The following is a 13,530-nucleotide window of genomic DNA, read 5'->3' on the forward strand; positions in this document are numbered from 1 at the left end:
AAGGTCGTGCAGAGGGCGGCCCCGGACTCCGGGGCCGCCCTCGCCGTACCTGCGGAGGGCCGCCGTCGCAGCCGTCGGCGATACTGGAAGACGCTGAAACGCATCAGGGAAAGGCCACAGACGTGACTGAGATCGAGATCGGGCGCGGCAAGCGCGGCCGCCGGGCGTACGCCTTCGACGACATCGCCGTCGTCCCCAGCCGCCGTACGCGGGACCCGAAGGAGGTCTCGATCGCCTGGCAGATCGACGCCTACCGCTTCGAGCTGCCGTTCCTGGCCGCCCCCATGGACTCCGTCGTCTCCCCGGCCACCGCGATCCGCATCGGCGAGCTCGGCGGCCTCGGCGTGCTGAACCTCGAGGGCCTGTGGACGCGGTACGAGGACCCGCAGCCGCTCCTCGACGAGATCGCCGAGCTGCCGGCCGAGACCGCGACCCGGCACCTGCAGGAGATCTACGCGGCCCCCATCAAGGAGGAGCTGATCGGCGCGCGCATCAAGGAGGTGCGCGACTCGGGCGTGGTCACCGCGGCCGCGCTCTCCCCGCAGCGCACGGCGCAGTTCTCCAAGGCGGTCGTCGACGCGGGCGTGGACATCTTCGTCATCCGCGGTACGACGGTGTCCGCGGAGCACGTCTCCGGCTCGCACGAGCCGCTGAACCTGAAGCAGTTCATCTACGAGCTCGACGTCCCGGTGATCGTCGGCGGCTGCGCCACGTACACGGCGGCCCTGCACCTGATGCGCACGGGTGCCGCGGGCGTGCTCGTGGGCTTCGGCGGCGGCGCGGCCCACACCACGCGCAACGTGCTGGGCATCCAGGTGCCCATGGCGACGGCGGTCGCGGACGTGGCGGCGGCCCGCCGCGACTACATGGACGAGTCCGGCGGTCGGTACGTGCACGTGATCGCGGACGGCGGCGTCGGCTGGTCCGGTGACCTGCCCAAGGCGATCGCCTGCGGCGCGGACGCGGTGATGATGGGTTCGCCGCTCGCGCGTGCGACCGACGCCCCGGGCAAGGGCCACCACTGGGGCATGGAGGCCGTGAACGAGGAGCTGCCGCGCGGCAAGAAGGTCGACCTCGGCACGGTCGGCACCATCGAGGAGGTCCTCACGGGCCCGTCGCACACGCCGGACGGCTCGATGAACTTCTTCGGGGCGCTGCGGCGGGCGATGTCCACGACCGGGTACAGCGAGCTGAAGGAGTTCCAGCGGGTCGAGGTCACGGTGGCGGACTCGCAGCACCGGCGGTAGTCGTACGGCGTTCAGGGGCCCGGTTCACCCTTCGGGGTGGGCCGGGCCCCTTCGTGTGCCCTGGACGTCTCCGCAGGTGGGGGCGCGTGCTGTGGGGCGGGGGCGCGCCCATGGGCCGTCACCGCAAGCCCACTCGCTGGGACCGCATCTGGCTTCGGCTGGAGACACGCTCGCCTCGGCTGGCGGCCTTCCGGCTCTGGCTGGTGAAGTTCCGGAGGAGGTGGATCTTGCGGATCACGGCCGCTGAGCGGCCACCCCTATAGGAACTAGGGGTGGACACTCCGCCTAGCGGCCAGGAGCCCGCTGCAGTGGCCTCTGCGGTGGGCTCCACCTTTTTGGGCGGTACCGGATCCACTCGTCCACCGGTACGGCACCAGAAGAGCGGCCGCCCCTGTGAGACCAGGCGCGGACGCCCGTTACCGGCTGGAAGCCCGCCGCCGGGCCGACGAGCTCCGTGCTCGTACGCTATCGATGCCGAGAACCCCGAGCCACCGACCCCAGGGGCTCGAGCACCCACGCGCCCCCCTTCACAACCGGTGCGCCGCCCCCGTAGGCGTGGCCCCCCGCGTGTCCAGCAGCAACTGCGCCTTCACCGAGAGCCCCTGCAGGTCGTACGTCCGGTGCTGCTGCAACAGAACCGTCAGGTCCGCCCCCGCCGCCGCCTCGTACAGGGAGTCCGCACGCGGGATCGGCCGGTCGAGGACGCTCCACGCGGGGACGTACGGGTCGTGGTAGCTGATGGACGCGCCCAGTTCCATCAGCCGTAGCGCGACCTCCTGCGCGGGGGAGCCGTGCAGGTCGGCGACGTCCGGCTTGTACGTCACGCCGAGCAGCAGGACGCGGGCGCCGCGGGCCGACTTGCCGTGCTCGTTCAGGAGGGTGGCGGCGCGCTGGACTACGTACTGGGGCATGCGGCCGTTCACCTGCTGGGCCAGTTCGACCATCCGCAGAGTGCGCCCGGCCGTGCCCGACAGGTCCTGGGCGACGGAGTGGCCGCCGACGCCGGGGCCGGGGCGGAAGGCCTGGAAGCCGAACGGTTTGGTCTCCGCGCAGCGGATGACGTCCCACAGGTCGACGCCGAGGTCGTGGCAGAGCACTGCCATCTCGTTGACCAGGGCGATGTTGACCTGCCGGTAGTTCGTCTCCAGCACCTGCACGGTCTCCGCCTCGCGGGGTCCACGCGCGCGTACCACCTTGTCGGTGAGGCGCCCGTAGAAGGTGGCGGCCGACTCGGTGCAGGCGGGGGTGAGGCCGCCGATGACCTTGGGGGTGTTGGCGGCGTGGAAGTCGCGGTTGCCGGGGTCGACGCGGCTCGGTGAGTACGCGAGGTGGAAGTCGCGTCCGGCGCGCAGCCCGGAGGTCTTTTCGAGGAGCGGGCGCAGGAACCCCTCCGTGGTGCCCGGCGGCACCGGTGACTCCAGGATCACGGTGGTGTGCGGGCGCAGCCGCGCGGCGAGGGTGCGGGCGGCCGCCTCCACCTGGGTGAGGTCGAGCCCGCCGTCGGCGCCGCGCGGGACGGGGGCGCAGATGACGGCGGTGCGGACGCGGCCGAGCTCGGCGGGGTTGGCGGTCGGGCGGAAGCCCCGCGCGAGCATCCGGCGCAGTTCGGCGGCGGTGAGGGAACCGGCCTCGGGGCCGGTCCGGTAGCCGAGCGTGGAGATGTCGGCGGCGACGGCGGCCTGGGCCAGGGGCAGGCCGAGATGACCGAGTCCGATGACGGCGAGATCTGCGGGCATGGCGTGGGCCGTCCTTCCCAATAGCCGAGGTGGGAGAGGTGCGCAAGCGCTGTGGACAGAACGAGCGAGCGCAATGTCAGACTAGGAGTAAATATGACCGATTTGCGGTATTGACTGATGGCGTTTCCGTGAGTGTTGTCCACAGGCCGCGGGCGCGTGGTGGCCGAAGTCGGGCATCACGGTCAGACTTTGGGCATGGGGGAAAGGAGCAGGGCTTCGCCTGACTGACGGGTGCGGCCGGCGCGACCGAGCGGGAGGCAGCGGTGAGGACAGCGGCACTGGGGCCGGCGCAGCGCGCCGAGTCACTGGCGGGAATGGCCGAGCGCGAGCTGGACGTACTGGTCGTGGGCGGCGGTGTGGTCGGCGCGGGCGTCGCGCTGGACTCCGTCACCCGTGGTCTGTCCACCGGCCTAGTCGAGGCGCGTGACTGGGCGTCGGGCACCTCGAGCAGGTCCAGCAAGCTGATACACGGCGGCCTGCGCTATCTGGAGATGCTGGACTTCGCCCTCGTACGCGAGGCGCTGAAAGAGCGCGGGCTGCTGCTGGAGCGCCTGGCGCCCCACCTCGTGAAGCCGGTGCCGTTCCTGTATCCGCTCCAGCACAAGGGCTGGGAGCGGCTGTACGCAGGCTCGGGCGTCGCGCTCTACGACGCCATGTCGATGGCCCGCGGCCACGGCCGGGGCCTGCCGCTGCACCGTCACCTGAGCCGTCGTCACGCCCTGCGCGTGGCTCCCTGCTTGAAGAAGGACGCGCTGGTCGGGGCGTTGCAGTACTACGACGCACAGATGGACGACGCCCGCTTCGTCGCGACGCTGGTGCGCACGGCCGCGTGGTACGGCGCGAAAGTCGCCAACCGTGCGCGGGTGACCGGCTTCCTACGGGAGGGCGAGCGGGTCGTCGGCGCCAGGGTGCAGGACGTGGAGGCCGGCGGGGAGTACGAGATCCGCGCCCAGCAGGTCGTCAACGCGACGGGGGTGTGGACCGACGACACCCAGGCGATGGTGGGCGAGCGGGGCCAGTTCCACGTGCGGGCGTCGAAGGGCATCCACCTGGTCGTGCCGAAGGACCGGGTCAACTCCACGACGGGCCTGATCCTGCGGACCGAGAAGTCGGTCCTCTTCGTCATCCCCTGGGGCCGGCACTGGATCATCGGGACGACCGACACCGACTGGAGCCTCGACAAGGCGCACCCGGCGGCCTCCAGCGCGGACATCGACTACCTGCTGGAGCACGTGAACTCCGTCCTGTCGGTGCCGCTCACCCGCGACGACGTGGAGGGCGTGTACGCGGGCCTGCGGCCGCTGCTCGCCGGGGAGTCGGACGCGACCAGCAAGCTCTCCCGCGAGCACACCGTGGCGCACCCGGTGCCCGGCCTGGTGGTCGTGGCGGGCGGCAAGTACACGACGTACCGGGTGATGGCCAAGGACGCCGTCGACGAGGCGGTGCACGCCCTGGACCGGCGGGTCGCCGACTGCGTCACCGAGGACGTCCCGCTGCTGGGCGCCGAGGGCTACCGCGCGCTGTGGAACGCGCGGGCCCGCACGGCGGCGCGCACCGGGCTGCACGTGGTGCGGGTGGAACACCTGCTGAACCGCTACGGCTCGCTGGCGGAGGAAGTGCTCGACCTGATCGCCGACGACCCGTCACTGGGCGAACCGCTGCACGCGGCCGACGATTATCTGCGCGCGGAGGTCGTCTACGCGGCGTCGCACGAGGGAGCGCGCCACCTGGACGACGTGCTGACCCGGCGGACCCGCATCTCGATCGAGACGTTCGACCGCGGCGCGCGCAGCGCCCGGGAGGCGGCCGAACTGATGGCGCCGGTGCTCGGCTGGGACGGCGACCAGATCGAGCGCGAGGTGGAGCACTACGAGAAGCGGGTCCAGGCGGAGAGAGAGTCCCAGCGCCAGCCCGACGACCTGACGGCGGACGCGGCGAGGCTGGGAGCGCCGGACATAGTGCCCTTGTAGGAAGGGCTGGGAAGGGCGCGGGCACGACTGAGGTGACACCGCGGGCACGACTGAGGTGACACCTGCGTCCTGAAGGCGCGTCAAAGCACTGTGCGGGGACCGCCGGCGGGCAGGCGCGGCGGCGCGGTGGGGCGCGGCAGGGTGTGACGTCGGCGCGATCCGGGTGCCCGGCGTACGCCCGGGCCGCCGCACCGCCCCGGTCCGCCGCCTCCGGGCGTCCTCCGACCGGGGGGAGCCGTCGAATCAGGGGCACCCTGGGCGTGGGGTGGTCCGTCCGTGGGGGACAATGGAGGCTCTGTCAGGGCGGGTTGCATGAGGGGACGCATGTCGGAGGCGGAGCGGGCGGGAACAACCCGTCAGGACAAGAGCGAACGTCTCCTCGCCGGGCGGTACCGGCTGGGGGACGTACTCGGCCGCGGCGGCATGGGCACGGTGTGGCGGGCCGAGGACGAGACCCTGGGACGTACGGTCGCCGTCAAGGAGCTCAGGTTCCCGTCGAACATCGACGAGGACGAGAAGCGCCGGCTCATCACGCGCACGCTGCGGGAGGCCAAGGCGATCGCCCGGATCCGCGACAACGGCGCGGTGACCGTCTACGACGTGGTCCACGAGGACGACCGGCCCTGGATCGTCATGGAGCTGATCGAGGGCAAGTCGCTCGCCGAGGTCATCCGCGAGGACGGTCTGCTCGAACCGAAGCGCGCAGCCGAGGTCGGGCTCGCGATCCTCGACGTGCTGCGCGCCGCGCACCGCGAGGGCATCCTGCACCGCGACGTGAAGCCGTCGAACGTGCTGATCGACGAGGACGGCCGGGTCGTGCTCACCGACTTCGGCATCGCTCAGGTCGAGGGCGACCCGTCCATCACCTCCACCGGCATGCTCGTCGGCGCCCCCTCCTACATCTCGCCGGAGCGGGCCCGTGGCCACAAGCCCGGCCCGGCGGCGGACCTGTGGTCGCTCGGCGGACTGCTGTACGCGGCCGTCGAGGGCGTGCCGCCGTACGACAAGGGGTCGGCCATCGCCACCCTGACCGCGGTGATGACCGAGCCGCTCGAGGAGCCGAAGAACGCCGGCCCGCTGAAGAACGTCATCTACGGGCTGCTCACCAAGGACCCGGGGCAGCGGCTCGACGACGCGGGCGCGCGGGCGATGCTCAACGAGGTCATCCACGCGCCCGATACGGAGGAGGAGGTGCCGGCGGACGCGACACGGGTCGTGGCGTTGCCGCCGGTGCCGGAGGAGTCCAAGGAGAAGGAGAAGGGGAAGGGCGCGTCGGGCTCCGGGACCAAGCGGGGCGAGGAGGCCGCGGATCGGCTGCGCGGGGCCCTGCGGTCGGTGCGCAAGGCGGCGGCGTCGGCGGGCGCGGCGACGGCCGGTGCCGCGACGGCCGCGCGGACCAAGAGCTCCGCCCCCGCCAAGGTGGCCGAGGGTGCGGTGGCCGAGCGTGTGGACGCTCCCGAGACCGGGGCCTCCGACGCCGGACGCTCGGGGGCGGCCTCGGCGGGCGCGCGGTCACACACGGCTGCCGTCGGATCGAACTCCGGTCCGGCGAAGCCGAGTTCGGGGTGGCCCATCGTGCCGGACCCGGACCGGCCGCCGCGACCGGTGACGCCGCCCCGGGCGCCGCTCACCGACGTGGTGCCCAAGCGGACGCTGGTGATCGTCGCCGTCGTCGTGGTGCTCGCCGTGCTCGGGACCGTGCTCGCGCTCACCCTGCCGGGCGGGGACGACGGCGCGCGGAACGGCTCGAAGGGCACCACCAAGCCCGCCGCGACCGCTGGCGGAAAGGGCGGCGGCGGCAAGGGCGGCGGCGGGAGCCGCTCGGACAGCGGCAGCACCGGCACGACCACGACGGACGGATCGGACCAGCAGAACGCGGCGGACAGCACGCCCGCTGCGAGCGCCAGCGCGTTGGCCTCCGGTGCGGCGGGCGGCGGCGCCGCGGTGACGACGCACAAGGGCGGTCAGGGCTACTCGATCGGCTTGCCGGCCGGCTGGAAGTACGCGTCGTCGGACTCCGCGGGCGACCGTTTCACCGGGCCGAACGGGCAGAGGCTGCTGGTGGCCTGGACGTCCACGCCGAAGGACGACCCGGTGGCGGACTGGAACAGCCAGGAGCGCTACATGGTGCGCCCCCAGTACCACCGGATCGGTATCGAGGAGGTGGACTATCGCGGCTGGAACACCGCCGACTGGGAGTTCACCTACGTGGACTCGGGCACCACCTACCGGGTGATCGACCGCGGATTCGTCGTCGACTCGCACCTGGGGTACGGGCTGATGTACACGGCGAAGGCGGACGACTGGGACGGGGACCTGCGCAAGAACACCTGGAAGACGCTGACCGAGACGTTCCAGCCGAAGTCGTGACGTACCGAGCGTCCGTCTGACGTTCCGTCCGATCGTGTCGCGGCAGATATGACATCCCCGGGTTGCGGGTTGCCTCCGGCACGTATCGTGAAGGACGGATCGCGAACCGTACGCATTCGGAACGGGACGCGGGGCGAACGGACTTGACCGACCGGGCGGCCGGGGGAGGCATCGTGGACGACTATGCGGGACGGGTACTCGCCGACCGCTACCGCCTGCCGCTGCCCCCCGCCGACGACTACGAGTTCGCCGAGACCCGGGCCTTCGACACCTACAGCGGGCAGGAGGTCCTGATACGGCAGGTGCCGTTGCCCGAGGTCGTCGAGGCGGAGGTGCTCGACGCGGACGGGCTGCCCGCGGGGTTCGTGGCGCGCGACGGCCGCGGCGGTGGTCCGGGCCGGACGACGGCCACGCGCCGGCCCACCGACCCGGCCGTGCGGCGCGCCGTCGAGGCCGCGCAGGCCGCCGCGCAGATACCCGACCACCCCCGCCTCGACCAGGTCTTCGACGTGTTCGCCGAGGGCGGCTCGCTGTGGGTCGTGAGCGAACTCGTGGCCGCGACCCCGCTCGCCGCCCTGCTCGCCGAGCAGCCGCTGACGCCGTACCGCGCGGCCGAGGTCGCCTCCGACGTCCTCATGGCGTTGCGCGTCCTGCACGCCCACGGCTGGGTGCACCGCAACATCACCGCTCGCACGGTGCTCGTCTGCGAGGACGGCCGCGTGATACTGACCGGCCTGGCGGCCGGGGCGGCCGAGGAGGCGCTGTGCGGGTACGACCCGGTGCCGGCACGGGAGCCGGAGCCGGGGTCCGGTACGACGGATCAGGACCCCACGGCCCCCGTGCCCGCTCCCCGGCCCGGTGGATCCGGCGGCGGCCCGTTCGGCCCCGGCGGGTCGCTGCGCGGTGTGGACGCCGAGGCCGCGCGGCGGGCGGCGATCGAGGCGCGGGCGAACGGCGCCGCTCCGGGCGCGGGCCCGGCCGGCGCCGGTGTGCCCGCCGTGGCGCCGCGCACGCTGGAGTCCGCGGAGGACGTGCGCGCGGCACGGGCCGGGGCGATCGCGGCCTACCGCGCCGGAGCCCGGGCCGCGGCACGGGTGCAGGAGGAACAGCGCGGCCCCCACACGGCGTTGCCAGCGCCCCGCCCGGCCGACACCGGCCCCGGCACCCCGCCGCAGTCGCCGTCCGGCCAGGGCGGCGGCCCCGACACCCCGCCCCCGGGCCGGATCGCCGACCCGTACGGCACGGGCCGTACGGCGTCCTGGCACGGCGCCGTGCCCCGCCCCACGGCCCCCACCCCCGAGGCCGCACCCGGGCCTCAGGGCAACGGCAGCGGCCCGTACGAGGGGGCCGCGCTCCCGCCTTCCGCCGCCCCCTGGCCCCACCGCGGCCCCGCCACCCCCCTCGCCGCCGAGCGGGCGCGGCAGGCCCGGATGGCCGTGGTCGGGCCGGTCACCGAACGGTGGGCGCCCGAACAGGCCGGGCCCGTGCACGAGAACTGGCAGCTGGCACCGCCGATCGGGCCCGCGACCGACCTGTGGGCGCTGGGCGCGCTGCTGTTCCGGGCCGTCCAGGGGCACGCGCCCTACCCCGAGGAGAGCACCGCCGAGCTGGTGCAGCTCGTCTGCTCCGAGCCGCCCGCCTTCGCCGAGGAGTGCGGCCCGCTGCGTCCGGTCGTGGAGTCGTTGCTGCGCCAGGACCCGACCGAGCGGCCCGACTTCGAGGAGCTGCGCGGCTGGCTGCGCTCCCTGGTGCGGTCCGCACCCGAACCGGAGGCGGGGGCGCACGTCATAGCGGCGCCGCCCGTCGACCCCACCCGGCTGCCGATCGTGCGACGCCGGGGCGAACTGGTCCGCAGGCGGCGCGCCGGGCTGCCCGCCGCCACCCACGCCCGTCACAAGCGGGCCAAGGACGGCCGCCCCCAGCCCCGCCGCCTCGGCCGCACCCTTCTTCTGCTGATCCTGCTCGCGCTGGCCGCGGCGATCGCGTACGCGATGGCGTTCATGCCGAAGGCCGGGACCAGCAGCGGCGGCAGCGGCACGGCGGGGGACCGCACCGGCGCCGCCGGGGAGGCGAGCCCCGCCCCGCAGCAGTCGGACACGGGCGGCGCGGGGCAGCCGCAGCAGGGCGGCTCCAGCAGCCCCTCGAAACCGGCCGACTCACCGCAGACGCAGGCCACCGGCACCCAAGTCGCCCAGGGATTCACCCTGCGCAAGGACCCCGAAGGCTTCAGCGTCGCCGTGGCCGACGGCTGGGACCGGACGCCGAAGAACGCGCAGGGCCAGGTCGTCTACTCCCGGGGCGACTTCGAGCTGATCGTCGTGCCCGGACGCGACACCACCGGCAGGTACGGCAGCGACCCGCTGACGTACCAGCGGGAGTCGGAGCCCGAACTGCAGCCGTTCCGCGACTCCACCTGGGCCACCTCCAGCGGGATGCGGCGCATCGACGTCGGCGGACGGACCATGGCCGAAGGGCAGTTCACCTGGACGAACGGCAACGGGCAGGAGCTGTTCGTGCGCAACCTCGCCGTCCTCGTCGGCGGCCACTACCACGTGGTGCAGGTGCGCGGCCCCGACGCCGAACGCGACGAGGTCACCCGGCTGTTCGAACAGGCGGAGGCGACCTACAGGGTGACGAACTGACCGATCCCGGGCCCCACGGTGGTCCGATTGCGCTGAGTGTGCGGTGGTTCCGTCCCGTACGGGGAAGGGAGAACCGTCACAGTGCGGTCTCCGTTACGGCCCCGCCGGTTCCCTGCACGGGGACCGCTCTTTAATGTGACCTCGTCAAGAACATTGCGGGGAAACGTGAATCAGATGCAGGGCCTGCTCCTCGCGGGCCGCTACCGGCTCGTCGACTCGATCGGCAGCGGCGGCATGGGCCGGGTGTGGCGCGCCCACGACGAGGTGCTGCACCGGGCGGTCGCCATCAAGGAACTGACGGCCGCACTGTACGTCACGGAAAGTGACCGAGCCGTACTCCTCGCCCGTACCCACGCCGAGGCACGGGCCGCCGCGCGCATCAACCACTCGGCCGTCGTCACGGTGCACGACGTCCTGGAGCACGACAACCGGCCGTGGATCGTCATGGAGCTCGTCGAGGGCGGCTCGCTGGCCGACGCGGTCAAGGAACGCAGCCGGGTCGAGCCCACCGAGGCCGCGCGGATCGGGCTGTGGGTGCTGCGCGCACTGCGTGCCGCGCACTCCGCGGGCGTGCTGCACCGCGACGTGAAGCCCGGCAACGTCCTGCTCGCCGCCGACGGGCGGGTGCTGCTCACCGACTTCGGGATCGCGCAGGTCGAGGGCGACACCACCATCACCCGCACGGGAGAGATCGTCGGATCGGTCGACTACCTCGCGCCCGAGCGCGTCCGCGGCCACGACCCGGGCCCGGCCTCCGACCTGTGGGCGCTCGGCGCCACGCTGTACACGGCGGTGGAGGGCAGGTCGCCGTTCCGGCGGACCTCGCCGCTGACCACCATGCAGGCCGTCGTCGACGAGGAGCCGGCGGCGCCGCGGTTCGCGGGCGCCCTGGAGGCGGTGATCTCGGGTCTGCTGCGCAAGGATCCGGCCGAGCGGCCCGACGCGTCGCGGCTGGAGCAGATGCTGGCCGAGGCGGTCGAGGGACGGCGGCCGAGGGCGGCACAGGAGTACGTGGCGACGCAGCACGTCGACCTGAGCGGGTTCGGGGACACGACCGCGAACGTGCTGCACCCCCGGCAGGCGCGCGAGGCGGCGACGGCCCGCGGCACGGTGCCCCAGCCGGCCGTGCCGGCCGCGCCCCGGCCCCGCAAGCGGCACCGGGCCCGTACGGCCGCGCTCGTGCTCGCGCTGGCCGCGGTCGTCGGCGCGGGGGGCGCGGTGGCGTGGCAGAAGTGGGACGGGGGCGACCGGAAGGCCGGTGCGTCCGTTTCCTCCTCCGCTTCGCCGTCCCTGGAGCCCAGCGCCCAGGGGACGCAGGAGGCCGACGCGACAGGTGACCTCCCCGCCGGCTGGGTGCGCCGTCGCGACCCCTACGGATTCAGCCTCGCCGTGCCCTCCAAGGACTGGAAGCGGAAGGAGTTCGACCAGGCCACCCACCAGGTCGACTACACCCCCGACGGCGGCGAGCACTTCATCCGCATCGCCGTCGACAGCTCACCCGACTTCGAAACCGCGTACGACCACCAGATCGATCTGGAGCAGCAGCTCCACAAGCTGGTCGACTACAAGCGTGTGGTCCTGCGGAAGAACATCTACCGCGACCGCCCGGGCTCCCTGTGGGAGTACACCTGGACCGCGCTGGCGAAGGACTCGGCGACCGCCCCCGGGCCGCGCCACGCCGTCGAGGAGACGTACTTCTCGCGCAACGGCGTCGAGTACGCCATCTACATGTCCGGCCCGGAGGCGGACTGGACGACGACGCAGCAGCAGTTCCAGGCGGTGCTGCGGGGGTGGCGTCCGCCTACGGATTGACGGGCACCGCACCCGGGCGGGCCGCCGTACGCGGCTCGTAGGCCCACCGGTGGGTCGGTTGTCGGCCACCGTCGCGGCGTCGTCCCGGAGGTCCTCGGCGGGTGCGGCATGATGGGGCGCATGGGGACCGAGGGGGAGAACGGCTGGGTCGTAGCGGGGCGTTACCGGCTTCAGGAGCGGATCGGCCGCGGCGGCATGGGCGTCGTCTGGCGGGCGTCCGACGAGCTCCTCGACCGGCAGGTGGCCGTCAAGGAGCTCGTCCTCGACCTGTCCCTGTCCGCCGAGGAGGCCCGGCTGCACCGTGAGCGCACCCTGCGCGAGGCGCGCGCGGTGGCGGGGTTGCGGCACCCGCACATCATCGTGGTCCACGACGTCGTGGAGCACGACGAACGCCCGTACATCGTGATGGAGCTGATCGTCGGCGGCTCGCTCGCCCAGCGCATCGCCACCCGCGGCCCGGTCGACGCCCGGGAGGCCGCCCGTATCGGCATCGCCCTGCTGGGCGCGCTGCGCCGGGCGCACGACGCGGGCGTGCTACACCGTGATCTGAAACCCGCGAACGTCCTGCTGGAGGCGGGCACCGGCCGCGTCGTCCTCACCGACTTCGGCATCGCCCAGGTCACGGGCGCCACCACGCTCACCGAGACCGGCGCCTTCGTCGGCTCCCCCGAGTACACCGCGCCCGAACGGATGTCCGGTGAACGGACCGGGCCCGAGTCCGACCTGTGGTCCCTCGGGGCCCTGTTGTGCACGGCGCTGAGCGGCGAGTCGCCGTTCCGCCGCGACTCGTTGGGCGGCATCCTGCACGCGGTGGTCGCGGGCGAGATCCGCCCGCCCGAGCAGGCCGGGCCGATCCTGCCCGTCATCCGGGGGCTGCTGGAACGCGACCCCGACCGGCGTCTGGACGCGGCGGAGGCGGAGCGGCTGCTGCGGGAGTTCCTGGAGACCGGGCGCACACCGGGGGCGCCGGTGCCGTACACGCCGACGCAGCGGGACGTGCCTCGCGGCGCCCCGTCGTCCCCGCAGGAGGCGCCCGTGACGCCGGCCTCCGGCAGGCAGTCCGTGCGGGGCGTGTTCGTGGCGGCCGCCCTGGTCGCGGCCATGGCGGGCGCGGGTGTCTCGGCGGCGGCGCTGCTGCTGCGGGACGGCGGTGACGGCGGGGGAGCCCCGGCGAGCCCGGGCCCGGCGCGCACATCGGTGAGCCGGGGGCCGACGCTCCCGTCCACCGCCCGGCCCGCGCCCACGGTGACGGTGACCCGTGCGCCGGCCTCGGCGACGTCGGAGGTCACCCGCACGGCGCCCTCCGGGTACCGGATGGTGCGGGACCCGAACGGTTTCTCGCTGGGCGTACCGGACGGGTTCACCCGCAGTCCGCAGGGCGAGCGGATCTTCTACGTGTCGCCGGGAGGGACCTTCCGCCTCGGCGTCAAGGTGGCGGACCCCGCGGCGGGCGGCCCCCTCGCGGTCATGCGGAGCTCGGACGCGGACGGGCCGTCCACCAACCCGGGCTACCACGACGGCCGGGTCACCGCGACCTCGCACCGCGGAAACCCGGCGGCGCTGTGGGAGTTCACCTGGGACGGCTTCACCGCGGCCGAGGGCCCGCGGCACACCTACGACCTGTGCTGGGACGAGGGCGGCCGGATGTACGACGTATGGGTGTCGGCGCCGGTCGGGAAGGTCCGGGAGGCGAAGGAGTACTTCGACGTGGCGGTGGACACGTTCGCTCCGGGGTGACCCCGCACGAAGCCCC

Annotated in this window: 7 protein-coding genes; 6 read left to right on the forward strand and 1 reads right to left on the reverse strand. The window is 73.5% G+C overall.

All coding sequences use genetic code 11. From position 1 onward, the window contains the following. Nucleotides 1-122 precede the first annotated feature (122 nt). Nucleotides 123-1,247: a GuaB3 family IMP dehydrogenase-related protein gene (locus ACIRC0_RS09160; RefSeq protein ID WP_403613346.1), complete on the forward strand. Its 1,125-nt coding sequence runs from the start codon at nt 123-125 to the stop codon at nt 1,245-1,247. Nucleotides 1,248-1,774: 527 nt separating this feature from the next. On the opposite strand, the gene ACIRC0_RS09165 is transcribed toward ACIRC0_RS09160, so the two are convergent. Then, entirely contained in the window at nt 1,775-2,983 is a 1,209-nt protein-coding gene (locus tag ACIRC0_RS09165; RefSeq protein ID WP_403613349.1) for a nucleotide sugar dehydrogenase, read from the reverse strand. 263 nt (nt 2,984-3,246) lie between these two features. Between ACIRC0_RS09165 and ACIRC0_RS09170 the strand changes: the two genes are divergently transcribed. The 5 genes from ACIRC0_RS09170 (at nt 3,247) to ACIRC0_RS09190 (ending at nt 13,514) form a co-directional block, all read left to right on the forward strand. After that, nucleotides 3,247-4,953: a glycerol-3-phosphate dehydrogenase/oxidase gene (locus tag ACIRC0_RS09170; protein ID WP_403613351.1), complete on the forward strand. Its 1,707-nt coding sequence runs from the start codon at nt 3,247-3,249 to the stop codon at nt 4,951-4,953. 324 nt (nt 4,954-5,277) lie between these two features. Then, nucleotides 5,278-7,323: a serine/threonine-protein kinase gene (locus ACIRC0_RS09175; RefSeq protein ID WP_403614676.1), complete on the forward strand. Its 2,046-nt coding sequence runs from the start codon at nt 5,278-5,280 to the stop codon at nt 7,321-7,323. Nucleotides 7,324-7,496: 173 nt separating this feature from the next. After that, nucleotides 7,497-9,965 (forward strand): protein kinase, encoded by a 2,469-nt coding sequence (locus ACIRC0_RS09180; protein WP_403613354.1) that lies wholly within the window; start codon nt 7,497-7,499, stop codon nt 9,963-9,965. Between the two features lie 174 nt (nt 9,966-10,139). Further along, the gene (locus ACIRC0_RS09185; protein ID WP_403614678.1) at nt 10,140-11,777 is read left to right on the forward strand and encodes a serine/threonine-protein kinase; all 1,638 of its coding nucleotides are present in this window, start codon (nt 10,140-10,142) and stop codon (nt 11,775-11,777) included. Nucleotides 11,778-11,897: 120 nt separating this feature from the next. Then, nucleotides 11,898-13,514, forward strand: a complete 1,617-nt coding sequence (locus ACIRC0_RS09190) for a serine/threonine-protein kinase (protein ID WP_403613357.1) — start codon at nt 11,898-11,900, stop codon at nt 13,512-13,514. Nucleotides 13,515-13,530: the final 16 nt, after the last annotated feature.

Origin of the sequence: Streptomyces sp. NPDC093984, from assembly GCF_044764595.1 — a bacterium.
GTDB classification, from domain to species: Bacteria; Actinomycetota; Actinomycetes; order Streptomycetales; family Streptomycetaceae; genus Streptomyces; species Streptomyces cynarae.